Below are 24,271 nucleotides of genomic sequence, written 5' to 3'. Positions count from 1 at the left end.
CCTCACCGGTCCTCGAAGAGGACGGTGCCCCGATGGACGGTGCGCAGGCAGCGCGGTAACTCCGCCTCGTCGGTCAACTGCGGCAGCGCGGGCACCCGGGAGCGCGGATCGGTCGACCAGCGTTCGGCCTTCTCGGTCGCGGGTGTGGCCACTGCGAGTTCGCCGGCGTCCCAGATCGCGTACGAGGCGGGTGCTCCGGGGACCAGGGTGCCGGTCATCCCGTCACGCTTGCCGCCGGCCCGCCAGGCGCCGCGGGTGGCCGCCGAGAACGCGGCCCGCGCCGACACCCCACTGCCGGGGGTGCGGTGGTGGATGGCGGCCCGGACGCCCGCCCACGGATTCAGCCCGGTGACCGGGCTGTCCGAGCCGAAGGCGAGGGGCACGCCTTGGGATGCTAACAGCGCGAACGGATTGAGCGCCGCGGCTCGGGAAACCCCGAGACGCTGGGCATACATCCGGTCCGGTCCGCCCCAGTACGCGTCGAAATTCGGCTGCACACTGCCGATCACCCCCCAGGCGCCGAGGTCGGCGGCCTGCTCGGGCGACACCATCTCCAGATGCTCCAGCCGGTGCCCGCACCGTGCCACCGCGGGGCCGCCGAAGCGGTCCACCACGAGCCGCAGCGCATCGGTGACCGCGGCGACGGCGGCATCGCCGATCACATGGAACCCGGCGGTGACGCCGGCCTCGGTGCAGGCCAGCAGATGGGCGGTGATCGCGTCGGTGTCCAGATAGCTGTTGCCGCAACTGTGCGGGGCGTCCGCGTAGGGCTCATGCAGCCAGGCGGTGCGCGACCCCAGTGCTCCGTCGACGAACAGATCCCCGGCCAGGCCGGCCGCGCCGGTCGCGGCGATGAGCGCGCGGGCCTGCTCGGCGGTCTGCACGGCCTCGCCCCAGTAGCCGGTGACCTCGACGCCGTGTTCCAGCGCGTGTAGTGCCTGCCAGTCGTCGAGTCCCCCGATGTCGGGGCCGCCGCATTCGTGCACCGCGACGATGCCGTGGCCGGCCGCGGCATCGAGGGCCGCCAGTTGCGCGGCCCGGCGCTGCGCCGGGGTGAGCAGTTCGCGGGCCGCCGCGCGGGCGCGGTGGTGGGCGTCGGCGGTCAGCGGCCGTTGCGGGTCGAAGCCGGCCGCCTCGGCGATCCCGGGTACCGCGCTGCGCAGCGCGGCCGAGGCCGCGGCCGAGTGCACATCGACGCGGGTCAGGTAGGCGGGCCGGTTGCCGAGCACACGATCGAGGTCGGCGGTCGTCGGCGGGGTCGGGTCCGGCCAACCCGACTCGTCCCAGCCCGACCCCCAGATGATGCCGTCGGGATGGCGTCGTGCGTGCTCGGCGACCAGCGTCAGGCAATGCTCACGTGAGGTCGCAGACCGCAGATCCAGCCCGGTCAGGCTGAGTCCGGTGGCGGTCAGGTGGACGTGGCTGTCCACGAACGCCGGTGCCACGAACGCGCCGTCGAGGTCGATGACGTCGGCGTCCGGAAACTCCGATCGGGCGGTGTCATCGGCGCCGAGCCACACCACCGCGGCGTCGGGGCCGTCGCTGAATGCGATGGCCGTGGCGTCGGGTGCGGCCGGGCTGTGTACCCGACCGTTGAGCAGCAGAGTGGTCACGAAGGTGACAGGTTAATCGCCCGTGGTGCTGCGGCGTTCCAGCACCGTCGGTTCGGTGCCCTCGAACCCTTCCCCCGCCGCTTCGCTCGCCCGAGCGTCGACGACGTCGATCACCTCGCCGTCCACGTCGATGACCTCGCCGTCCACATAGTCGACCCGCGGGCGGTGCGGACTGCTCATGCCGGTCGCCATGTAGGTCACCCGCAGCGGAGCGGCGTTGGCCAGTCCCCTGCCGACCAGCGCGACGGCGACCGGGCGGGCGATGCGCCGGGTGGGCGGCATCAGCAGCAGGGCGCCCAGCACCGAACTGGCCAGGCCCGGGACCACCACCAGAATCGCCCCGAGTGCGACCAGGGCGCTGTCGGTGGCCAGCTCGGACGAGGACGACCGGGAGTTCAGAGCCGCCTGCAGCCGCCGCAGATGGCGCGCGACCTGCGAGCCGGCCAAGAGCAGGCCGATCATGAATGTTGCGAGCACCGCGAGCACCGTCCAGCCGAACCCGATGGTGGACACCAGGGCGACCAGCACCGCCAGTTCGACCAGCAGGTAGATCAGGAACAACCGCTTTGCCATGTCACGACAACGACCGGGAGGTGCGGCAGGTTCCTGAGCCGCGGGTCAGTTGTCGATGCGCCGCCCTAGAAAACGACCGTCTCGTTGCCGTGCCGGACGATCCGGTCCTGGCAATGCCACAGCACAGCTCGGGACAGCACCGCGCGCTCCACGTCGGCGCCCAGGCGCACCAGGTCCTCGACGGTGTGGGTGTGGTCGATGCGCACCACGTCCTGCTCGATGATCGGTCCCTCGTCGAGGTTCTCGGTCACGTAATGCGCGGTCGCCCCGACCAGCTTCACACCGCGTTCCTTGGCACGACGGTAGGTGTTCGCGCCGATGAAGGCGGGCAGGAACGAATGGTGGATGTTGATCAGCGGGGCCTCGACGGCGGCCAGGAACTCCGGGGTGACGATCTGCATATAGCGGGCCAACACCACCAGATCGACGTTGCCGCGCAGCAGTTCGAGCTGGCGCGCTTCCGCCTCGGCCCGGTTCTCCCGGGTGGCCGGGATGTGCACGAACGGGACGCCGAACGGGCGCACCTGATCGGCCAGATCGGGGTGGTTGGCGATCACCATGACCACTGTCATGTCCAGTTCGCCGCGGCGGTTACGCCACAGCAGATCCAGCAGGCAGTGGTCGGCCTTGGAGGCCAGGATCGCGACCCGCTTCGGCTTGGCCGCGTCGGTGAACCGGTATTCGATGTCGAAGGCCGGTGCGATGCGGGCGGCGAACTCACGTTCCAGTTCGGGCCCGGCGGCGGACAGGCCGGGCAGGTGAAACACGGTGCGCTGCAGAAAGATCCCGCCCTCGGGCTCGGTCGAGTGCTGATCGAGCGAGATGATGTTGGCGCCGGCCTCGGTCAGGAACGTCGATACCGCGGCGATGACGCCGGCCCGGTCCGGGCAGCGCAACAGCAGCCGGCCGATGTCCTTGTGCCGGGTCTGCTGCGGGGTCTGTGCAGGATAGCTTCCGGTCATGTCAGGCGGCCGCGCGCAGCTCCAGGGCGACATTGTTCTTCATGCCGCCGCGCAATTTGGAGAACAGGTTGAACACCTTGCCGAACAGTCCGTAACGGCGGCCGATGCCGTCGTAGACCCGGGCCACCGCGGACTGGTCCAGGATCGCCGCGGTGGCCTCCACCGGCTCGCTCTTGGGGTTGCCGGCGCGGTCGCACACGGCCAGCGTCACCCGGGGGGTGTTGCGAATTCGCTTGACCTTCCAGGACTTCGCCTGGGTGATGGCCAGCAGCCGGTCACCCTCGGGGACGGCCCAGATGGCGGTCGGCTTGGGCCTGCCGTCCTTGGTGAACGTGGTCAGCAGGATGTAGTCGGCCTTGGCGACATCGGAGAAGGTGAGAGCCATGCTGTGAATCCTATGTCGGCCGCGGGAGTGCTCAGCCTTCGAGCTCACCCTCGGTCTCCAGCAGCACCTGTTTGAGACCGTCGAGGGTGGCCGGCTCCGGGGCCGCCCACATCCCGCGGCCGGCCGCTTCCAGCAGCCGCTCGGCCATCCCGTGCAGCGCCCACGGGTTGGATTGGTTCATGAACTTACGGTTCTCGTCGTCGAGCACGTAGCTCTGGCTGAGCTGCTCGTACATCCAGTCCGCCATCACATGGGCGGTGGCGTCGTAGCCGAACAGATAGTCGACCGTGGCGGCCATCTCGAAAGCCCCCTTGTAGCCGTGCCTGCGCATGGCGTTGATCCAGCGCGGGTTGACCACACGCGCGCGGAACACCCGGGTGGTCTCCTCGCTCAGGGTGCGGGTGCGCACCGCGTCCGGGCGGGTGTTGTCCCCGATGTAGGCGGCGGGATCCTTACCGGTCAGCGCGCGGACGGTGGCGACCATGCCGCCGTGGTACTGGAAGTAATCGTCGGAGTCGGCGATGTCGTGCTCGCGGGTGTCGGTGTTCTTGGCCGCGACCGCGATCCGCCGGTACTGGCGGCTCATATCGTCGGCGGCCGGTGCCCCGTCCAGGTCGCGGCCGTAGGCGAAGCCGCCCCACGCGGTGTACACCTGCGCCAGGTCGGCGTCGTCCCGCCAGTTGCGACTGTCGATGAGCTGCAGCAGGCCCGCCCCGTAGGTGCCCGGCTTGGAACCGAAAATCCTTGTGGTGCTGCGTCGTTGATCACCGTGCTCGGCCAGGTCGGCCTGGGCGTGGGCGCGCACGAAGTTGTCCTGCGGGCTTTCGTCGAGGCCGGCCACCAGCGCGACGGCATCGTCGAGCATGGTCACCACGTGCGGGAACGCGTCCCGGAAGAAACCCGAGATACGGACCGTGACATCGATGCGGGGCCGGCCGAGTTCGGCCAGTGAGATGGCCTCCAGGTCCACCACCCGCCGCGACGCGTCATCCCACTTGGGGCGCACCCCGAGCAGTGCCAGCACCTCGGCGATGTCATCGCCGGCGGTGCGCATCGCCGAGGTGCCCCAGACCGACAGGCCGACCGAGGACGGCCAGTCCCCGTAGTCGGCGCGGTAGCGCTCCAGCAGCGAATCCGCCATCGCCACACCGGTTTCCCAGGCCAGCCGGGACGGCACCGCCTTGGGATCCACCGAGTAGAAGTTGCGGCCGGTGGGCAGCACGTTGACCAGGCCCCGCAGCGGCGAACCGGACGGCCCGGCCGGGATGTAGTGCCCGTCCACCGCCCGCAGTATCGCCGCGATCTCGCCATCGGTGCCGCGCAGCCGCGGCACCACCTCGGTGGCGGCGAACCGCAGGATGTCCGCGATCACCGGGTCGTCGGTCAGCCCGTCCACCGCGGCGGCGTCCCAGCCCGCGGCCTGCAGACCGGCGACCAGGCCGCGGGCCGCCTCCTCCGCGGCGTCGACGGCGGTGCGCTCATCTCCGCCGTCCTCGGCCAGCCCGAGCGCCTGGCGCAGGCCGGGCACCGTCTGCTCCCCGCCGAACAGCTGGCGGGCCCGCAGGATTGCCAGCACCAGGTCGAGTTCGGACTCCCCCTCCGGGGCGCGGCCCAGGATGTGCAGGCCGTCGCGGATCTGCACATCCTTGATCTCGCACAGCCAGCCGTCGACGTGCAGCAGCATGTCGTCGAAGGAATCCTCGTCGGGCCGGTCCTCCAGCCCGAGATCGTGGTCCATCTTGGCCGCGCGCATCAGCGTCCAGATCTGCTGACGGATGGCCGGCAGCTTCGACGGATCCAGCGCCGATACGTTGGCGTGCTCGTCGAGCAGTTGCTCGAGACGGGCGATGTCACCGTAGGTTTCGGCGCGGGCCATCGGCGGGATGAGATGGTCGACCAGGGTGGCGTGGGCCCGCCGCTTGGCCTGGGTGCCTTCGCCCGGATCGTTGACCAGGAACGGGTAGATCAGCGGCAGATCGCCAAGGGCGGCATCGGTACCGCAGTCGGCGCTCATCCCGAGCGTCTTGCCCGGTAGCCATTCCAGGTTTCCGTGCTTACCGAGGTGGACGACGGCGTCGGCCTTGAAGTCCCCGCCGAACTCGCCGTCCAGCCAGCGGTAGGCGGCCAGGTAGTGGTGGCTCGGCGGCAGGTCCGGGTCGTGATAGATCGCCACCGGGTTCTCGCCGAAGCCGCGCGGCGGCTGCACCAGGATCACCACATTGCCCGATCGCATTGCCGCGATGACGATTTCGCCGTCCGGGTCCCGGCTGCGATCGACGAACAGCTCGCCCGGCGGCGGACCCCAGTGCGCCACCACGGCCTCGGCCAGCTCGGCCGGCACGGTGGCGAACCAGCGCCGGTAGTCGACCGCGGACACCCGGATCGGGTTGAGCGCCAACGCCTCTTCGGTCAGCCAGTCGGGGTCCTGTCCTCCACGCGCGATGAGCGCGTGGATCAGGGCGTCACCGTCCTCGGCCGCGATGCCCGGGAACTCGCCGATGTCGATGCCGTGCGAGTCCATGGCCCGCAGCAACGCCACCGCACTGGCCGGGGTGTCCAGGCCCACGGCGTTGCCGATGCGGGCGTGTTTGGTCGGATACGCCGAGAACACCAGGGCGATCTGCTTGTCGGCCGGGTCGACGTGGCGCAGTCGGGCGTGCCGGACCGCCAGTCCGGCCACCCGGGCGCAACGTTCCGGGTCGGCGGTGTAGGTGATCAGGCCCTCGTCGTCGATCTCCTTGAAGGAGAACGGAACCGTGATGATGCGGCCGTCGAACTCGGGCACCGCGACCTGGGTGGCGACATCGAGCGGAGACATGCCGTCGTCGTTCTCCGACCATCTGGCGCGCGAACTGGTCAGGCACAACCCCTGCAGGATCGGCACATCGAGGGCGGCCAGGTGGGCGACGTTCCAGCTGTCGTCGGCTCCGCCGGCGCCCGCCGTGGCCGGAGTGGCTCCCCCGGCGGCGAGCACCGTGGTGACGAGCGCGTCGGCCGTGCCGAGCAGCTCGAGCAGTTCGGGTTCGGCGGTGCGCAGCGACGCGCAGTACACCGGCAGCGGCCGCCCGCCCGCCTCGGCGATCGCATCGCACAGTGCGCTGACGTAGCCGGTGTTGCCGGCCAGGTGCTGGGCGCGGTAGTAGAGCACCGCGACGGTCGGGCCGGCGCCGGTGTCGGCCGCTGAGCGGTCCAGCACGCCCCAGGTCGGGATGGCGACCGGCGGTTCGAATCCCTCGCCGGTCATCAACAGGGTGTCGCTCAAGAAATGGTGGAGATTCGCCACATTTTTCACGCCGCCCTGGGCCAGATAGATGTGGGCCTGCAGGGCGACGCCGGCGGGCACCGTGGAGTGCCGCATCAGTTCGGCGTCGGGCGACTGCTCCCCGGACAGCACGACGGTGGGAACCCCGCTGGCCACCAGGGCGTCGATACCGTCCTGCCAGGCGCGGTAGCCCCCGAGAATCCGCACCACCGCGATGTCGACGCCGTCGAGCAGTTCGGTGAGTTCGCGGCTCAGGTCATCGTCGACAAGCCGGGACGGATTCGCCCATCGGTAGTCCGAGCCGCTGGCGCGGGCGGTGATCAGATCGGTATCGGACGTCGACAGCAGCAGCACACTCGGCACTGACCATTTCTACCTCACCAGCGGCTTCCCGTGGCCGGCCGGTCAGTGTTCCGAACGGCTCCAGCGGCCGTACCAGGAGTCCTGATAGGGCGCGCAGATGGCGGCGATCACCAGAACCACGCCAAGTGCGATTGCGATCAGTGAAGCCATGACGTCGCCTCCTCTCAAAAGGGGGTACCGGCGGTACCGGGTTATCTGAAAACCTAGCCCGCGCAAGCACCGCCGCCCGCATTCTGTGCCGGAGCCGACAGCGCGCGCGGCGCTGTGGCCGATCTCACACCGGGCTCGTGGCCGCGCCGTTGACCTGGGCGGGCGCAGCCGGCTGATCTAGAGGCGGCCCATCTCCCGCGACATCAGCGCGTCCTCGATGAACGGGTACCGCTGGCACGCGTGTTTCTCCTCGTGCTCGAACATCGCATGGGCCTTCTCCCCGGCATGGTGCACCACATCGGCGATGCGATGCAGATCCGGGTGCGGCAGATGCGGCCGGTGAACCAGATGTGGTGTGAGATCGGACATTTCGAGTCCTCCTACATACTTTGCGGACCCACCCGACGCTGGAATGCGCCTCCATGCCGGGCAACAGTAGGACCGGGCCCAGACCCGGGACCGGGTAGTGGACTACTCGTTTTCCGGTGCCCGGTCACCGCCCCGGTCTGGCTGCGACGGGGCACCGCAGGGCTACCGTGGACCCGTGAGCCGCACCCGTGATCAGGACGCCTGCCCCGGCGCGCTGCAGGTGCACCAGGCGGCCGACGGTGGCCTGGTACGGGTACGTCTACCCGGCGGTGTCCTCTCGGCGGCGGCGCTGGAGACCCTCGCGCACCTGGCTTCCCGGCACGGCACCGGCATGCTGGAGCTGACCTCGCGGGGCAGCCTGCAGATCCGCGGCATCACCGAAACCGGTCTGGTCGCCGAGACTCTCGCCGGCGCCGGACTGCTGCCCTCGGCCACCCATGAGCGGGTCCGCAACATCGTGTCCTCCCCACTGTCGGGGCGCAGCGGCGGACTGCGCGATGTCCGCGGCTGGGTCGGCGAACTCGACGCCGCCCTGCAGGCCGACCCTGCCCTGGCCGCCCTACCGGGACGGTTCTGGTTCTCCCTCGACGACGGACGCGCCGATGTGGCCGGGCTGCGCACCGACGTCGGCGTCGTGGCCGGAGCCGAGGACGTGGCGCTGTTACTCGCCGGCGTGGACACCGGTGTCCGGTTGGCCGCCGAGGACGCGGTGCCCACCATGGTCGAGATCGCCCGCCGCTTCCAGGCGATCCGGGGAAAGCGGTGGCGCGTCACCGAGCTCGACGATCCCGGGGTGCTGCTGGACGGGTTCACGGTCACCGCCGAGGCGGGATACGACTATCCCCCTCACAGCGGTCGGCCGCCGGTGGGCTGGATCCCGCAGACGGCGGATCCCGTCGGAGACAGGGTGGCGCTGGGCGCCGCGGTGCCGCTGGGTGTGCTGCCGGCGCGCACCGCGGAGTTCCTGGCGGCCATCGAGGCGCCGATCGTGGTGACGCCGTGGCGCTCGGTGCTGGTGTGCGACCTGGCCGAGGACGTCGCCGACGCGTCGCTGCGGGTGCTGGCCCCGCTGGGGCTGGTATTCGACGAGAACTCGCCGTGGCTGACCGTGAGCGCCTGTACCGGCAGTCCCGGGTGTGACAAGTCGCTGGCCGATGTGCGGGCCGACGCGCGGCAGGCACTGGGGCAGGGCACCCCGGGTGTGCACCGGCATTTCGTCGGTTGCCCGCGGGCCTGTGGCAGCCCGGTCGGCGCCCAGGTGTTGGTGGCCACCGGGGACGGCTATGAGGAGCGCCACCCGTAGGGTGATCGGCGTGCTCGACTACACCCGCGACGCTGCGGAGATCTACCGGCAATCGTTTGCGACGATCCGGGACGAAGCCGATCTGACCCGCTTCCCCGAGGACGTGTCCCGCGTGGTGGTCCGGCTCATCCACACCTGCGGCCAGGTCGACGTCACCGACCATGTCGCCTTCACCGCCGACGTGGTGGCCAGGACGCACGCCGCGCTGGCCGCGGGGGCGCCGGTGCTGTGCGACTCGTCGATGGTGGCGGCCGGCATCACCCGCAACCGCCTGCCCGCCGACAACGAGGTCGTCTCGCTGGTCGCCGATCCCCGCGCACCGGAACTGGCGGCCACGCTGGGCAGCACCCGCTCGGCGGCCGCGGTCGACCTGTGGGCCGACCGGCTCGGCGGTGCGGTGCTGGCGATCGGGAACGCGCCGACGGCGCTGTTCCGGCTGCTCGAGCTGATCGACGAGGGCGCCCCGGTGCCCGCCGCGGTGCTGGGCGGGCCGGTCGGTTTCGTCGGGTCCGCGCAGTCCAAGGACGAGCTGATCGCGCGGCCGCGCGGGATGTCCTATCTGGTGGTGACGGGCCGGCGCGGCGGCAGTGCGATGGCCGCCGCCGCGGTGAATGCGATTGCGAGTGAGAAGGAATGAGCACACAGCGCAAGGGCACCCTGTACGGCGTCGGGTTGGGCCCCGGCGACCCGGAATTGGTCACCGTCAAGGCGGCCCGCCTGATCGGCGAGGTCGATGTGGTGGCCTATCACAGTGCGCGGCACGGCCGCAGCATCGCCCGTCGCATCGCCGAACCGTACCTGCGTGACGGTCAGGTCGAGGAGCATCTGGTCTACCCGGTGACCACCGAGACCAGCGACCATCCGGGCGGGTACGCCGGCGCCATGGAGGAGTTCTACGCCGAGGCCGCCGAGCGGATCGCGGTGCATCTGGACGCCGGGCACAATGTCGCCCTGCTCGCCGAGGGCGATCCGCTGTTCTACAGCTCCTACATGCACATGCACACCCGGCTCACCGAGCGCTTCGATGCCGTGATCGTGCCGGGCGTGACGTCGGTCAGCGCGGCCTCGGCCGCCACCGGTACTCCGCTGGTGCAGGGCGACGAGGTGCTCACGATCCTGCCCGGCACGCTGCCCGCCGCCGAACTCACCCGGCGTCTGGCCGATACCGACGCGGCCGTCATCATGAAGCTGGGCAAGTCGTACCCGGATGTCCGGCAAGCGCTTTCGGCGACCCGCCGGCTGGACCGGGCGCTCTACGTGGAGCGGGCCAGCACCGATCAGCAGCGGGTGCTCAGCGCCGCCGAGGTCGACGAGACCTCGGTGCCGTACTTTTCGATCGTGATGCTGCCCGGCGAGGCGGCCGCGCCGCGCCCGGGCGGCAGCGTCGCGGTGGTCGGACTCGGGCCCGGCGACCTGGACTGGATCACCCCGCAGGCGCGGCGCGAGTTGGCCGGCGCCACCGACCTGATCGGCTACTTTCCCTACCTGGACCGGGTCGGTGCCCGCGCCGGACAGACCCGCCACGCCAGCGACAACACCGACGAGATGGCCCGCGCCCGGCTGGCCTGCGAACTGGCCCAGCAGGGCAAGGCCGTCGTGGTGGTGTCCTCGGGTGATCCGGGTGTGTTCGCGATGGCCACCGCGGTCCTGGAGGAGGCCAAGGCCTGGCCGGATGTGCCGGTGCGGGTGATCCCGGCGATGACCGCCGCCCAAGCGGTGGCCAGCCGGGTCGGCGCCCCACTCGGCCACGATTATGCCGTCATCTCGCTGTCGGACCGGCTCAAGCCCTGGGAGATCATCGCCAAGCGGGTCAGCGCGGCGGCCGCCGCGGATCTGGCCATCGCGGTCTACAACCCGGCGTCCAAGACGCGCACCTGGCAGGTGGGCGAGATGAAGAAGCTGCTGCTCGAGCACCGTGACCCCGCCACCCCGGTGGTCATCGGACGCGATGTGGCCGGCCCGAACGAGACCGTGCGGGTGGTGCCGCTGGGTGAGTTGGACCCGGCCCAGGTGGACATGCGTTGCCTGCTGATCATCGGGTCTTCGCAGACCCAATGGCACGGTGACCGGGTGTTCACCCCGCGGACCTACCCGAGCGGACACCGGAGCTGACAACTGTCGGGAATCGTTGACAGTTGTCAGCGGCGGGGATAATGTCCCGCTCGTGCAGCCGGGCAAGGATGTCGCCGGGCAACCGGGAGCGCTGCGCCGTTCGCTGACCGACCGGCGCGCGGCCCAGCGCAGCGATCAACGCCGTGCCGCCATCCTGGCCGCCTTCGACGAGGCCTTGCGCGCCACCAGCTTCGAGGCCGTCAACATCGCCGAGGTCGCCGCGCGCGCCGGGGTGAGCCGGTCGGCGTTCTACTTCTATTTCGAGAACAAGGCCGCGGCCGTCGCCGGCCTGCTCGAGACGATGTACGACGATGTCTTCGCCGCCGGCGACATCGTCACCTCCACCGCCGGATCGCCGCGCAGCCGCATCCGTTCGATGCTGGACGCGCTGATGGATACCGGTGCCGCGCACCGCTATCTGGTTGCCGCGATGCTGGACGCCCGCGCGGCCAGCAGTGCGGTACGCGAGATCTGGGACAACGCGCGGGAGGCCTTCGTACCGCCGATCGCGGCGATGATCGACACCGAGCGAGCCGCCGGCCGCGCCCCCGACGGCCCTGCCGCCGCGGTGCTCGCCGGGGTGCTGCTCGAACTCAACGACCGACTGCTGGAACGCCTCATCCTGGGTGGGCCGCGAACCCGGGACGACCTCGTGGCCGGCGCGGAGACCATCTGGCTGCACACCATCTACGGCACGGTGATCGGAGATCAGACGTCATGAGCAACGCCATCCCCCGCAGTCCCGAGGATGTGACACCGGCCTGGCTGGGTGGTGTGCTGGGCGCCGACGTCCGCGGCATCGACATCACGCCGATCGGGACCGGGCAGACCGGTGCGACCTACCGGCTCACCGTCCGGTACGGCGGGGACGAGGGCGGGCTGCCCGGCACGTTCGCCGTCAAACTGCCCTCGCAGGATGACACCGTCCGCGACCGGGTCGCCATCGGATACCGCTCCGAGCACGCCTTCTACGCCAACGTCGCGGACCTGGTCCGGGTACCCATCCCCCGCAACTACCATTGCGAGATCGCCGGTGACGGAGCCGAATTCGTGCTGCTGCTGGCCGACATGGCACCCGCCGAGCAGGGCGACCAGATCGCCGGATGCAGTGTCGCCGAAGCGAAGCTGGCCGTGCGTGCACTGGCCGGATTGCACGCGCCGAGCTGGTGCGACCCGAAACTGAGCGACTTCCCCGGCATCGCGATGCCCAAGCCCGACGCCGGAATGGCCTCCGGCATGGGCGATGTCGCCAAGATGGCCACCGAGATCACCCTGGAGAAGCTCGGTGACCGGATGAGCGCAGACGACCGGGCCACGCTGGCCGCGTCGATGGCGATGGTGACGCCGTGGCTGATGGCCGAGACGAACCGGTTCGCGTTGCTGCACGGTGACTACCGGCTGGACAACATGCTGTTCGATCCGGCCCGCACGCAGGTCACCATCGTCGATTGGCAGACCCTCGGTTCCGGTTTGCCCACACGCGATCTCGCCTACTTCACCGGCACCAGCCTGGACCCCCAGACCCGCGCCGCCGCGGAGCAGGAGCTGGTCGCCGACTACCACGGTGAACTCTGCGCCCTCGGCGTGCAGGACTACGACCTGGAAACCTGTTGGCGGGACTACCGCCTCGGCATGCTGCAGGCGCCACTGATCATCGTGTTCGGCGTCGCATTCGCGACGTCCACCGAACGCGGGGACGACATGATGCTGGCCATGGCCGAGCGGTCCTGCCGGGCGATCCGCGAACTCGACACCCTGGCACTCATCTAGGACCGGGCGGTCAGCCAGTCCAAAGCGGCGTCCACACTGTGTACGACCTGCACCCCGGCGGGCAGGGCGGGCCTGCTCACCATGATCACCGGCACTCCCAGTTCGGCGGCGGCGTCCAGCTTGGCCCGGGTCATGTCCCCGCCGCTGTTCTTGGTCACCAGCGCGTCGATGCCGTGCTTGCGCATCAGGTCACTTTCACCGTCGACCCGGTACGGGCCGCGGGACAGCAGGAGCTCGTGCCGCGCCGGCAGCAGGTCGGCGCTCGGCGCGGTGACCGCCCGGATCAGGAACCACGCATCGGTATCCCGGAACGCCGCGGTGCCCGAACGCCCGGTGGTGAGGAACACCCGGCGGTAGCCGTTGCGGCTGACCACGGCGGCGGCCTCGACATCGGCGGCCACCACGATGGCGTCCCCGTCCGGCCAGGCCGGACGGGCCAGCACCACATGCGGCAGGCCGGCCTGTGCCGCGGCGGCGGCCGCGTTGGCGGTGATGGTGGCCGCGAACGGGTGGGTGGCATCCACCACCGCGGTGATGGCGTTGGCGCGCAACCAGTCCGCCAGCCCATCGCGGCCACCGAACCCGCCGATGCGCACCTCGCCGACCGGCAGCGCCGGGTCGGGCACCCGCCCGGCCAGCGAACTGATCACCGCGACCCGCGGATGCAGCCGCGCGGCCAGCGCCCGTGCCTCTCCGGTGCCGCCCAACAGCAGCACCCGCGCCGGCGTGTTCAATGCCGGCTTCCGCGGCGCCGGCCCGACGAGTACAGGTAGCTTTCGGTGGCACCTTCGGCGCCGAAGACGTCCCCGAGGACATCGCCGACGATGATCACCGCGGTCTTGGTGATCCCGGCGGCGCGCAACTGCTCGACCAGATCGCCCAGCGCGCAACGCACCACTTTCTCGGTGGGCCAGCTGGCGTAAGCCACTACCGCACAGGGAGTTTCGCGGGTGTAGCCACCGGCGGTCAGCTCGGCGACGATCGTCTCGGCCTGGGCGGCGGCCAGATGCAGGACCAGGGTGGCCCCCGGCGCCGACAGCGCGGCCAGCGACTCCTTCTCCGGCATCGCCGTGGACAGCGTCGCGACCCGGCTGAGCGTCACCGTCTGCGCCACCCCGGGCACGGTCAACTCGCGGCCCAGCGCCGCGGCGGCCGCCGCGAACGCCGGCACCCCGGGCACGACCTCGTAGCCGATCCCCAGCGCGTCCAGTCGGCGGCACTGCTCGGCCAGCGCACTGTAGATCGACGGATCCCCGGAATGCAGCCGTGCCACATCGAGGCCGGCCGCATCGGCGGCGGCCAGCTCGTCGATGATCTGATCGAGGGTCAGCGGTCCGGTGTCGATGATCCTGGCGTCGGCCGGGCAGAACTCGAGCAGATCCGGGGGCATGATCGAGCCCGCGTACAGGCACACCTGGCAGCGGTTCAGCAGTCGCTGACCGCGCACCGTGATGAGATCGGCCGCGCCGGGACCGGCGCCGATGAAGAAGACCGTCACTTGACCACCGCCCACTGCGTGACCGGGAAGGCCGGCCGGAACCCGGTGAACCCGCCGATCGGTTCGCCCTGATAGTGCTGGAACCGGCGCAACTCTCCCCCGATCTTCGAGTGCCACTGTGTGACAACGGCTTCCGATTCTGCGGTCACCGCGTTGGCGACCAGCCGACCGCCGGGGGCCAGATGCTGTAGGCAGGCGTCGAGCAGACCCGGCGTGGTTGCTCCGCCACCGACGAAGATCGCCGCCGGCGCACCGGCCGCCGTCACCGCCGCGAAGGCGTCGGGAGCCTGACCATGCACGTCAACTCGCACGCCGAACGATATCGCGTTGCCGGTGATGCGCTGTCGCCGCACCTCGGCGCGTTCGAAAGCGACCGCGGTGCAACCGGGCCCGCTTCGGCACCATTCGATCGCCACGCTGCCCGACCCGGACCCCACATCCCACAGCAGCTCCCCGGGCCGCGGGCCGAGTGCGGCCAGGGTGACCGCCCGCATCGCCTGCTTGGTGATCTGTCCGTCGTGGGCGAACTCATCGTCGGGCAGGGCGTGTGCGCGCCGATCGTCGGGCAGGTACCGGATACCGATCACGTTGAGATCGGCGACCGCACCGGTCCAGTCCCGCGCCACCGACCGGCGGATCCGTTCCTCAGGGCCGCCGAGCTGTTCCAGCACAACGAATTCCGAGTCGCCGCGGCCGTGCTCGGCGAGCAGGCGGGCCACCTCGGCGGGGCTGGAACCGTCCCGGCTCAGCACCACCGCCTGCCCACCGCGGCGGACCGCGGTGAGCGCCGGGGCGGTGACCAGACTGATGACCTCGGTGTCCTGCACGCTCCACCCGAGCCGGGCGCAGGCCAACGTCACCGAGGACACGTGCGGCAGCACGCGCACCCGGTCCGCGCCGTGCACCCGGATGAGCGTGGCGCCGATACCGTGCAGCATCGGGTCCCCGCTGGCCACCACGTGCACATCACCGGTCGCTTCGTCCAGGATGCGCTCGACGTCAGCGAGCAGCGGGGACCGCCACGGGCGGCGGGGCGCGGTGATGGTCTGATCCAGCAGGTCGAGTTGCCGGGGTGCGCCGTGAATGATTGTGGCGCTGCGTAGTTCGTCGGCCGAGGACGGGGCCAGGCCGGACATGCCGTCGGCGCCGATGCCGACGACGACGATTTTCCAGGCGCTCATCGCGGCAACCGCCGCCAGATCGGGCCCGGCAGAATTCTGAACACCGCCGCGATCACCCCCACCTGCCAGGGCACCCATACCGTGCGTCGGCCCTTGGCCAGGGAAGCCACCGTGGCCGCCGCCACCTGGGCCGGGGTGCTGGAGAACGGGGCGGGGGTCATCCCCTCGGTCATCCGCCCGATCACGAAGCCCGGGCGAACCACCAGCAGTCGCACACCGGAACCGCGCAGGGCATCGGAAAGCCCGCTGCAGAAACCGTCCAGGCCGGCCTTGGCCGACCCGTACACGTAGTTGGCGCGGCGCACCCGCACCCCGGCGATCGAGGAAAAGGTCACCAGCTCTCCGCCGCCGGCCCGGCGCATCGAATCCGCCAGCACGGTCAGCAGACTCACCTGCGCCACATAGTCGGTGTGCGCGACCGCGACCGCATGTCCGGCGTCGGTCTCGGCGCGTGCCTGGTCACCGAGCACGCCGAAGGTCAGCACCGCGGTGCCGATCCGACCGTGCTCGGCGACGATCGACTCGACCAGCCCCCGATGCGCGGCCGTGTCGTCCGCGTCGAACTCGCGGACCTGCACCGCGGTGGCGCCGGCCGCGCGGACGGCATCCACCTCGGCGGCCAGGTCGTGGGCACGGCGGGCCGCCAGCACGACCGGCCGTCCGGCGGCGATGCGCACCGCCACTTCCACACCGATCTCGCTGCGCCCGCCGAAAATCACGACCAGGCCCGTGTCCTTCATGGCTCAGATTATGACCTGCGCTAGCGTGGACCCCGATGGCTACATCCGGTCGCAAGGCGACTACCCGACTGACCACCGATGCGCTGGCCTTCCTGACCGAGCGTCATCTGGCCATGCTGACGACCCTGCGCAGCGACAACTCGCCGCACGTCGTGGCGGTCGGCTTCACCTTCGATCCGATCACGCACATCGCCCGGGTCATCACCACCGGCGGTTCGCAGAAGGCCGTCAATGCCAAGGAGCGCGGTATCGCGGTGCTCAGCCAGGTCGACGGGGCGCGCTGGCTGTCGCTGGAGGGCACCGCCACCGTGAGCGCCGACCCGGAGGCCGTGCGCGACGCCGAACTGCGCTACGCCCAGCGTTACCGCACCCCCCGGGTCAATCCCCGCCGGGTGGTCATCGAGGTCAAGGTGGAGCGGGTGCTGGGCTCGTCCACCCTGCTGGACCGCAGCGACAGTTAAACCGGCACCACGACCAGATCGTGCGGGCGCCGGTTCACCGGCTCCACCCCGTCCTCGGTGACGATGACGATGTCCTCGATCCGGGCACCCCACTTGCCCGGGAAGTAGATGCCCGGTTCCACCGAGAACGCCATCCCGGGCTCCAGGGTGATCTCGTTGCCGGCGACGATATAGGGCTCCTCGTGCACCGACAGTCCGATGCCGTGCCCGGTGCGGTGCACGAACCACTCGGCCAGTCCCTCGCCCGCCAGCACGTCCCGCGCGGCGGCGTCGACCGCTTCGGCGCTGATCCCCGGCCGCACCGCCGACACCGCCTCGGCCTGGGCCCGCTGCAGCACCGCGTACCGGCGGGCCACCTCGGCGTCGGGCTCGCCGAGGCTGTACGTGCGGGTGGAATCGGAGTTGTAGCCGGGCGCGTAGGGCCCGCCGATGTCGACGACGACGATGTCACCCACCTGCAGTTCGCGGTCCGAGCATTCGTGATGCGGGTCGGCGCCATTGGGGCCGGACCCGACGATGATGAACGCGACCTCCGAGTGGCCTTCGGCGACAATGGCTTCGGCGATGTCGGCGGCGACGTCGGCCTCGGTACGTCCGGGTTTCAGGAACTCCGGCACCCGGGCGTGCACCCGGTCGATGGCCGCGCCCGCGTTGCGCAGTGCGTCGACCTCGCTCGCGTCCTTGATCATCCGCAGCTTGCGCAGCACTTCGGTGGCCAGCACCGGCACCGCCCCGAGCACCTCGGCCAGCGGCAGCAGGTGCAGTGCGGTCATCGAATCGGTGACCGCGACGGTGACCGGCTCGGTGCCGGATCCGCGCAGCGCGCGCGCGACGAGTTCGTACGGGTTCTCACCGTCCACCCAATCGGCAACCGTGGCACCGAGTTCGGCGACCGCGGATTCGCGCAGCGCGGCCAGTTCCAGCCGCGGTACCACCACGGTGGGTGCCGACCCGTCGGCCGGCAGCACCAGCGCGGTCAGCCGTTCGAAGGTCTGCGCCCGCGAGCCGACCAGATAGCGCAGGTCATAGCCCGGGGTGATGACCAGACCCGCCAGGCCGGCATTCGCCGCGCCGGCCGCGGCCGCGGAGATGCGCTGGGAGTAGACCTCGGTGGGGAACAGATTGACGTCGCCGGCAGTAGCCATGCCCATAGGCTAGTGCGATGCTCCGCGATATTCGTGAACTGACCGACCAGCAGGAGGCTTACGCCGAGGAATTGCGGCGGCGCTGGGGCGGTCTGCTCAGCTACCGCTACATCGGGCGGATGTATGCCTCGATGGATCCGCGTGACGTCGAGGACACCGTCACGGTCCGTCACGACATGCGCAATGCCCGAGGCGGTCTGCTGTTCGCGGTGCTCGGCATCTCCGCGCCCGAGAGTGGTCACATGTCGGATCTGGAGGCCGTGCCCAACCCGGTGATCCACTCCTGCCAGATCCTCGATCCCGGCCGCGATGTGCGTCGCATCGAGATCGTCTCCGAGCCGCTGAAGCGCGGCCGCCAATTCGGCTACAGCCGGGCCAAGATCGTCGACGCCGACCGGCCGGACCGGGTGCTCGCGTTGATCGAGGGCCAGGGCGTGAGCATCGGCGTGCCGCCCGGGGGCCTGCAGAAGATGGAGGTCGACAACATCGAGGTGGTCGACTCCCCCGATCTCCCGCCGCTGTGGCAGGTGTTCGGCGGGTACCGGCGCGACGACGGAAACTGGGGCCTACCGGAACTGTCCGCCGAGGTGGCCTCGCCGGACGCCGCGCTGCACATCGGCCCGCAGTTCGTCATCTTGGAGACCGCGGCAGCCGATGCGGCCGGCTCAGATGTGCAAGGCATCTCCGCGCACGTGATGTTCCTGGCCCGCGGCAAGGCCGGCCCGTTCCGGGTCGAGGCCGAACGATTCGACGGCGCCGCCGGCACCGTCGCGGTGCGGGTGCACCTGTACGACGAGGGAAATGAGGACAGATTGACCACCGTGGGCTCCTACCTGTTCGGGACCGCAGCATGAGCGGCCCGGTGCTGCTGCTGGACGGCGCGAGCATGTGGTTCCGGTCGTTCTTCGGGGTGCCGTCCTCCATCACGGCCCCGGACGGGCGTCCGGTCAACGCGCTGCGCGGGTTCCTCGACGCCATCTCCACCCTGGTCACCCAGCACCAGCCGTCCCGGCTCGTGGTGTGCCGCGACGACGACTGGCGCCCACAGTGGCGGGTGGACCGTATTCCGTCCTACAAGGCGCACCGCGTCGAAGAGGCCCGCCCCGACGGCGCCCCCGACATCGAGGAGGTGCCCGACGACCTGACCCCCCAGGTCGAGATGATCATGGACATCCTTGCGGCGTTCGGAATCGCCACCGCCGGCGCGCCCGGGTATGAGGCCGATGACGTGCTGGGCACCCTGGCCGCCAACGAGCAGCGCGATCCGGCGATCGTGGTCAGCGGTGACCGCGACCTGCTCCAGCTGGTCAGCGACGAGGAGCCCGGGATCCGGGTGCTCTACATCGGGCGGGGACTGGCCAAGGCGGTGCTGTTCGGGCCGGCCGAGGTCGCCGACACCTATGGCGTGCCCGCGGCGCGGGCCGGGGCCGCCTACGCCGAACTCGCGTTGCTGCGCGGTGACCCGTCCGACGGGCTGCCCGGCGTCGCGGGCATCGGGGAGAAGACCGCCGCGACGCTGCTGGCCCAGCACGGGTCGCTGGCCGCGATTGTCGCCGCGGCAGCGGATCCGGCGTCGAAAATGCCTGCCGCGCAGCGCAAGAAGCTGCTCGCCGCGGACGAGTACATCCAGGCCGCCGAACCGGTGGTGCGGGTCGCCCTGGATGCACCCGTCACGCTGTCCACCCCGACCGATGTGCTGCCGCTGGCCCCGGCCGACCCGGGCCGGGTGGCGGCACTGGCGGAGAAGTACGGGGTGCTGTCCTCGGTCGGGCGGCTGCAGAAAGCGCTGGACAAACTCCCCTAGCGTTCCTCTCGCGAAAAGACGCGAATGGCCCCTGAAACCACTGTTCAGGGGCCATTCGCGACTGTTCGTGCTTACTTGGGGCGGCCGACCTCGTAGGTGCCCTTGTCGTCCTGGAACGTCACGGTGACCTGACGCTTGGTGCCGTCGATGCTCACCTGGCAGGTGAACGTGTCGCCCTTCTTGACCTCGGGGCTGACACCGTCGTTGCAGCGCACGTCCTTGACGTTCTTGGCGCCGTAACCGTTGGCCTCGTCGGTCAGGATCTGCTGCACGCCGGTCTGCGCGGCGTCCACGTCCAGCGTGGTGGTGACGAAGAAGCCGGGCTTCCAGAAACCGAGCACCAGCACCACCGCGATGATCACGCCGACCAGGACGCCGATCACGGTACCGATGACCGCCAGCGACTTCTTCGAAGTCTCCTCGCCGCCGGGCGCGTTGTACTGCCCGTACTGCTGCGGGTCGTACTGGCCCGGTTGGCCGTACTGCGGCTGACCGTAGGGCGGCTGACCCGGCTGCTGGCCGTACTGCGGGTAACCCTGCGGCGCGTACCCGGTGGGCTGCTGACCGTACTGGTCAGGCTGCGGATACGGCTGCTGAGGCGGCGGGTTGTAGGCAGGCTGCTGGTACTGCGGGTACTGCTGGGGGGTCTGCGGCTGCTGGTAGGCCGGCTGCTGCTGCCAGGGCTGGGCGTCGCCCGTCTGCGGCTCGGGCTGTGACGGAGGCTGCCACGCGGGCTGCTCACCCGGCGCGGGCTGCCACGCGGGCTGGTCGCCCGAAGACGGGGCACCGCCGGACTGCGGCGGCTGACCCGACCACGCCTGCGTGGGGTCAGATCCCTGCGGTCCGCTCATCGTTTCTCCTTGATCCGGGCGCGTCTTGCATCGTCGAGACCCGCCGCTGCGGATCTACGCCGCCACATTACCCTGCATCAACAGCTACGACGCCTCGCCGAATGTCGTTGAGGGCGCGTTTCGCGGTTGTCCGCAGCGCCGGTGTCGGCGCAGCAATGCGGACCTGGTCGAGCAGATCCAGCACCTGACGGCACCAGCGCACGAAATCGCCCGCCGACAGCGGGGATCCACTGCCGTTGCCGTCCGAAGCCGCCAACGACGACGCCAGGTTGCCGGTGCTGGCCCACTGGTGGATGGCGGCGACGAAACCGTCGTCGGGTTCACGGCTCTGGGCAATGCGGTGGCGCTGTTCGTCGCTGCGGATCTGCGCCGACAGCCGGCGGGTGGCCGTCAGGGCCCGCCGAATGTCCGCGGTCGGGGTCTGCAGACCCTGCGGGCCGGTCCCGTCACCGCGGGACTCGAACTGCACCGCCGAGACCACCGCGGCCAGTTCGGCCGGCGTCAGCCCCTCCCACGCGCCGTGGCGCAGGCACTCGGCGACCAAAAGGTCACTCTCGCTGTAGATCCGCGCCAACAGCCGGCCGTCCTCGGTGACCCTCGGCGTGTCGCCGGTGCCTTCGATGAAGCCGCGCTCGGTGAGCAGCACCAGGATCCGGTCGAAGGTGCGGGCCAGCGAGTTCGTCGCCGCCGCCACCTTCTGCCGGATCTGCTCGTTGTCCCGCTCGATGCGCAGATAGCGCTCGGCGATCCGGAGCTGGGCCTCCCGGTCGGGCACGTTGTGCGCGGAATGGCGGCGCAGTTGCTCACGCAGCCCGGCCAGCTCGGCGTCGGTGTCCCGGTCGACGGTCTTCTCACGCCGGGACGGCACATCCAGCCCCGCCGCCGCCGAGCGCAGCGCGGACGCCAGGTCACGGCGGACCCGGGGCTGACGGTATTCGACGCGCTTGGGCAGGGCCATCGACCCGAGCGGTGCGGAGGCACCGGAGTAGTCGGCCGACGAGATCCGGCCCGCCCAGTGGTGCTCGGTGAGGATCAGCGGCCGCGGGTCGTCGCGGTCGTGGGCGGGCTCCAGCACCACTGCGAGTCCGCCGCGGCGGCCGTGGGTGATGGTGATGATGTCGCCGCGGCGCAGCGCGGCCAGCGCCTCGTCCGCGGCGCGGCGACGATGCAGCCGCGACGCACGCGACTGCGCCCGTTCACGCGCGGTGATGGTCGCCCGCAGCCGGGCGTAATCGAGCACCGGTGAGTCCCGGCCACCGAGTTCGGCGGCGAGTTCGTCGAGCATCTTCTCGCCGCGCGCGATGCCGCGCACCAGGCCGACCACCGAACGGTCCGCCTGGTACTGGGCGAAGGACCGCTCCAACAGTTTGCGGGCCTGATCCGGGCCCATCTGGTGCACCAGGTTGATCGTCATGTTGTAGGACGGCGCGAACGAACTCTTCAGCGGGAAGGTGCGGGTGGAGGCCAGCCCGGCCACCTCGGCGGGTTCGGCCGCGCTGTCGTCGGCGTGCCACAGCACCACCGCGTGGCCCTCCACGTCGATCCCGCGGCGCCCGGCCCGTCCGGTCAGCTGGGTGTACTCCCCCGGTGTGAGCGGCGCGTGCTGTTCACCGTTGTACTTGACCAGCCGTTCCAGCACGACCGTGCGGGCCGGCATGTTGATGCCCAAGGCCAGTGTCTCGGTGGCGAACACCGCCTTCACCAAACCCGCGGTGAACAGTTCCTCGACGGTGTGCCGGAAGACGGGCAGCATGCCGGCGTGGTGTGCTGCCAGCCCGCGCAGCAGGCCCTCGCGCCACTCGTAGTAGCCGAGCACGGCCAGATCGGACTGGGCGAGATCGGCGCACCGCCGGTCGATCACCTCGGCGATGCGGGCCCGCTCGTCATCGTCGGTGAGCCGCAGCGGCGCCCGCAGGCACTGTTTCACCGCGGCATCGCAGCCGGCCCGGGAGAACACGAAAGTGATTGCCGGCAACAGGCCCTCGGCGTCCAGGGTGGCGATCACGTCGGGCCGCGACGGTCCGCGGTGCAGGCCGGGCCGGCCCTGGCGTCCCCGGCCGCGCCCCCGCGGCTGCCAGTCGGCCAGCCGGTCGGCCTCCCTCCGGTGCGCGATGTGGCGGAGCAGATTCGGGTCGACGAGCGTCTTGTTGCCGCCCGACTGGAACAGGTCGAAGAGCCGCTTACCGACCATCATGTGTTGGGACAGCGGCACCGGCCGGTGCTCGTCGACCACGACGGTGGTGTCCCCGCGCACGGTCTGGATCCAGCCGCCGAACTCCTCGGCGTTGCTCACCGTCGCGGAGAGGCTGACCAGCCGCACCTCCTCGGGCAGGTGCAGGATCACCTCCTCCCAGACCGCGCCGCGCATCCGGTCGGCCAGGAAGTGCACCTCGTCCATCACCACATGCGAGAGCCCCTGCAGTGCGGGTGAGTCCGCGTAGAGCATGTTGCGCAGCACCTCGGTGGTCATCACCACCACCGGTGCATCGGCGTTGATCGACTGATCCCCGGTCAGCAGGCCCACCCGGTCGGCGCCGTAGCGGTGCGTCAGATCGAGGTGCTTCTGATTGCTCAGCGCCTTGATCGGCGTGGTGTAGAAGCATTTGTGGCCGGCGGCCAGCGCCAGGTGCACGGCGAACTCGCCCACCACCGTCTTACCGGCGCCGGTCGGCGCGCAGACCAGCACACCGTGCCCGGCCTCCAATGCGGCGCAGGCGCGAATCTGGAAGGGGTCCAGCCCGAACGGCAACTGCGCGACGAACGCCGCCAGTTCCGGCCCGGTCTCAGGTGGCGTCGTCATCGAACAACGCCTGGGAGGACACCGCCGTCGGCGGGGCGATCGGCTCGGCGGCCGGGATCGGTGCGGCCTCATCCTCGGGCACCTCGGCCAGCGCTTCCCGTTTGGCTTTCCGCTTGTCGTGTAGGCGTGCGATCTGGATCGCGAATTCGAGCAGCAACGTCAGCGCGAAAGCCAGCGCGAGCATCGAGAACGGATCCGAGCCCGGCGTGGCGAACGCGGCGAACACGAACAGCGCGAAGATCAGACCGCGGCGCCACTCCTTGAGTTTGGCGTAGCTGAGCACCCCGGTCAGGTTGAGCATGATGATCAGAAGGGGGAACTCGAAGCTGATCCCGAAGACCAACAGCAGGTTGATCAGGAAGCCGAAGTACTGGTCGCCGGACAGCGCGGTCACCTGGACGTCGCTGCCGACGGTGAGCAGGAAACTCAGCGCGGTGGACAGCACGACGTAGGCCAGGACCGCGCCGCCGATGAACAGCACCGCCCCGAACGCGACGAACGCCATCGCGAAGCGGCGTTCCTTGTTGTAGAGGCCGGGGGTGATGAACGCCCAAAGCTGATACAGCCAGACCGGGCAGGCCATGACGACGCCGGCCATCAGCGCCACCTTGAGGCGCAGCATGAACTGGTCGAACGGACCGGTGGCCAGCAGCCGGCATTGGCCGTCCGGCGCGATGGTGGCCCGGGCCGACTCCGGCAGCGCGCAGTACGGGCCGCGCAACCATTCGCCGAGACTGGGGACGCCCAGGAAACCGTGGGTGTACCAGATGAAGCCGACGACGGTGGTCAGGACCACCGCGGCGGTGGCGATCAGCAACCGGTTACGCAGTTCGGCGAGGTGGTCGACCAACGACATGGTGCCGTCGGGATTGACCCGCGCGCGACGCTGACGCGGGTCGAGTTTCTTGAAGATTCCAGGGGTGTGCACG

General features: G+C 70.4%; 22 protein-coding genes. 8 read left to right on the top strand and 14 right to left on the bottom strand.

Annotated elements, in window-relative coordinates; all coding sequences use genetic code 11:
* Positions 1–2 precede the first annotated feature (2 nt).
* The 6 genes from K0O62_RS14620 to K0O62_RS14595 all read right to left on the bottom strand — a co-directional run bounded on the left by K0O62_RS14620 (position 3) and on the right by K0O62_RS14595 (position 7,677).
* Positions 3–1,613 carry an amidohydrolase gene (locus K0O62_RS14620; protein WP_073855073.1) on the bottom strand — a complete coding sequence of 537 codons (1,611 nt, stop codon included), beginning with the start codon at positions 1,611–1,613 and terminating at the stop codon, positions 3–5.
* Between the two features lie 12 nt (positions 1,614–1,625).
* Complete coding sequence (locus K0O62_RS14615; RefSeq protein WP_073855071.1) at positions 1,626–2,186, bottom strand: FxsA family protein; 561 nt, start codon at positions 2,184–2,186, stop codon at positions 1,626–1,628.
* Positions 2,187–2,251: 65 nt separating this feature from the next.
* Positions 2,252–3,148: a formyltetrahydrofolate deformylase gene (gene purU / locus K0O62_RS14610; RefSeq protein ID WP_073855069.1), complete on the bottom strand. Its 897-nt coding sequence runs from the start codon at positions 3,146–3,148 to the stop codon at positions 2,252–2,254.
* A gap of 1 nt (position 3,149) precedes the next feature.
* The gene (locus K0O62_RS14605; protein WP_073855067.1) at positions 3,150–3,533 is read right to left on the bottom strand and encodes a PPOX class F420-dependent oxidoreductase; all 384 of its coding nucleotides are present in this window, start codon (positions 3,531–3,533) and stop codon (positions 3,150–3,152) included.
* Positions 3,534–3,564: 31 nt separating this feature from the next.
* Positions 3,565–7,158 carry a cobaltochelatase subunit CobN gene (gene cobN, locus K0O62_RS14600; RefSeq protein ID WP_073855066.1) on the bottom strand — a complete coding sequence of 1,198 codons (3,594 nt, stop codon included), beginning with the start codon at positions 7,156–7,158 and terminating at the stop codon, positions 3,565–3,567.
* Between the two features lie 327 nt (positions 7,159–7,485).
* Positions 7,486–7,677, bottom strand: coding sequence for a hypothetical protein (locus K0O62_RS14595; RefSeq protein ID WP_073855064.1), 192 nt, complete (start codon positions 7,675–7,677; stop codon positions 7,486–7,488).
* Between the two features lie 175 nt (positions 7,678–7,852).
* Between K0O62_RS14595 and cobG the strand changes: the two genes are divergently transcribed.
* Genes cobG through K0O62_RS14570 form a run of 5 tightly spaced genes read left to right on the top strand, consistent with a single transcriptional unit; the run spans position 7,853 to position 12,862 of the window.
* Positions 7,853–8,980, top strand: coding sequence for a precorrin-3B synthase (gene cobG, locus K0O62_RS14590; protein WP_073855062.1), 1,128 nt, complete (start codon positions 7,853–7,855; stop codon positions 8,978–8,980).
* Positions 8,981–8,990: 10 nt separating this feature from the next.
* Complete coding sequence (locus K0O62_RS14585) at positions 8,991–9,617, top strand: precorrin-8X methylmutase (protein ID WP_073855313.1); 627 nt, start codon at positions 8,991–8,993, stop codon at positions 9,615–9,617.
* A complete protein-coding gene (locus K0O62_RS14580; protein ID WP_073855061.1) occupies positions 9,614–11,092 on the top strand; it encodes a precorrin-2 C(20)-methyltransferase in 1,479 nt (492 codons plus the stop codon). Before K0O62_RS14585 ends, K0O62_RS14580 begins: the two co-directional genes overlap by 4 nt.
* Positions 11,093–11,144: 52 nt before the next feature.
* Positions 11,145–11,813, top strand: coding sequence for a TetR/AcrR family transcriptional regulator (locus tag K0O62_RS14575; RefSeq protein WP_234799996.1), 669 nt, complete (start codon positions 11,145–11,147; stop codon positions 11,811–11,813).
* On the top strand, positions 11,810–12,862 hold the full coding sequence (locus K0O62_RS14570) for a phosphotransferase family protein (RefSeq protein ID WP_073855060.1): 1,053 nt from the start codon (positions 11,810–11,812) through the stop codon (positions 12,860–12,862). The genes K0O62_RS14575 and K0O62_RS14570 overlap by 4 nt, the downstream gene beginning before the upstream one ends.
* Here the strand turns inward: K0O62_RS14570 and K0O62_RS14565 are convergent.
* The 4 genes from K0O62_RS14565 to dprE2 are packed head-to-tail and all read right to left on the bottom strand — an operon-like array spanning position 12,859 to position 16,281.
* The gene (locus K0O62_RS14565; protein WP_073855058.1) at positions 12,859–13,596 is read right to left on the bottom strand and encodes a cobalt-precorrin-6A reductase; all 738 of its coding nucleotides are present in this window, start codon (positions 13,594–13,596) and stop codon (positions 12,859–12,861) included. The two genes, K0O62_RS14570 and K0O62_RS14565, sit on opposite strands and share 4 nt — an antisense overlap.
* The gene (gene cobM / locus K0O62_RS14560; RefSeq protein WP_073855056.1) at positions 13,593–14,360 is read right to left on the bottom strand and encodes a precorrin-4 C(11)-methyltransferase; all 768 of its coding nucleotides are present in this window, start codon (positions 14,358–14,360) and stop codon (positions 13,593–13,595) included. The genes K0O62_RS14565 and cobM overlap by 4 nt, the downstream gene beginning before the upstream one ends.
* Entirely contained in the window at positions 14,357–15,541 is a 1,185-nt protein-coding gene (gene cbiE, locus K0O62_RS14555; protein ID WP_073855054.1) for a precorrin-6y C5,15-methyltransferase (decarboxylating) subunit CbiE, read from the bottom strand. The genes cobM and cbiE overlap by 4 nt, the downstream gene beginning before the upstream one ends.
* The gene (dprE2, locus tag K0O62_RS14550; RefSeq protein ID WP_073855052.1) at positions 15,538–16,281 is read right to left on the bottom strand and encodes a decaprenylphospho-beta-D-erythro-pentofuranosid-2-ulose 2-reductase; all 744 of its coding nucleotides are present in this window, start codon (positions 16,279–16,281) and stop codon (positions 15,538–15,540) included. The genes cbiE and dprE2 overlap by 4 nt, the downstream gene beginning before the upstream one ends.
* Positions 16,282–16,316: 35 nt before the next feature.
* On the opposite strand from dprE2, the gene K0O62_RS14545 reads away from it, so the two are divergent.
* Positions 16,317–16,742: a F420-dependent biliverdin reductase gene (locus tag K0O62_RS14545; RefSeq protein WP_073855050.1), complete on the top strand. Its 426-nt coding sequence runs from the start codon at positions 16,317–16,319 to the stop codon at positions 16,740–16,742.
* On the opposite strand, the gene K0O62_RS14540 is transcribed toward K0O62_RS14545, so the two are convergent.
* Positions 16,739–17,893 (bottom strand): M24 family metallopeptidase, encoded by a 1,155-nt coding sequence (locus tag K0O62_RS14540; RefSeq protein ID WP_165636950.1) that lies wholly within the window; start codon positions 17,891–17,893, stop codon positions 16,739–16,741. The genes K0O62_RS14545 and K0O62_RS14540 overlap by 4 nt on opposite strands.
* Before the next feature lie 11 nt (positions 17,894–17,904).
* Between K0O62_RS14540 and K0O62_RS14535 the strand changes: the two genes are divergently transcribed.
* Together K0O62_RS14535 and K0O62_RS14530 are read left to right on the top strand one after the other, a co-directional pair.
* Positions 17,905–18,741 (top strand): hotdog fold domain-containing protein, encoded by an 837-nt coding sequence (locus K0O62_RS14535; protein WP_073855048.1) that lies wholly within the window; start codon positions 17,905–17,907, stop codon positions 18,739–18,741.
* Positions 18,738–19,691, top strand: a complete 954-nt coding sequence (locus K0O62_RS14530; RefSeq protein WP_073855046.1) for a 5'-3' exonuclease — start codon at positions 18,738–18,740, stop codon at positions 19,689–19,691. The genes K0O62_RS14535 and K0O62_RS14530 overlap by 4 nt, the downstream gene beginning before the upstream one ends.
* A gap of 71 nt (positions 19,692–19,762) precedes the next feature.
* Here K0O62_RS14530 and K0O62_RS14525 read toward each other — a convergent pair whose 3' ends face one another.
* The 3 genes from K0O62_RS14525 to tatC all read right to left on the bottom strand — a co-directional run bounded on the left by K0O62_RS14525 (position 19,763) and on the right by tatC (position 24,270).
* Entirely contained in the window at positions 19,763–20,542 is a 780-nt protein-coding gene (locus K0O62_RS14525) for a DUF4333 domain-containing protein (RefSeq protein ID WP_073855044.1), read from the bottom strand.
* 67 nt (positions 20,543–20,609) lie between these two features.
* A complete protein-coding gene (locus K0O62_RS14520; protein ID WP_073855042.1) occupies positions 20,610–23,342 on the bottom strand; it encodes a DEAD/DEAH box helicase in 2,733 nt (910 codons plus the stop codon).
* Positions 23,326–24,270 carry a twin-arginine translocase subunit TatC gene (gene tatC / locus K0O62_RS14515; protein ID WP_073855040.1) on the bottom strand — a complete coding sequence of 315 codons (945 nt, stop codon included), beginning with the start codon at positions 24,268–24,270 and terminating at the stop codon, positions 23,326–23,328. The genes K0O62_RS14520 and tatC overlap by 17 nt, the downstream gene beginning before the upstream one ends.
* Position 24,271 lies beyond the last annotated feature (1 nt).

It is taken from the genome of Mycolicibacterium diernhoferi (assembly GCF_019456655.1).
Lineage (GTDB): Bacteria > Actinomycetota > Actinomycetes > Mycobacteriales > Mycobacteriaceae > Mycobacterium > Mycobacterium diernhoferi.
This window is presented reverse-complemented; position numbering and strand designations above follow the sequence as displayed.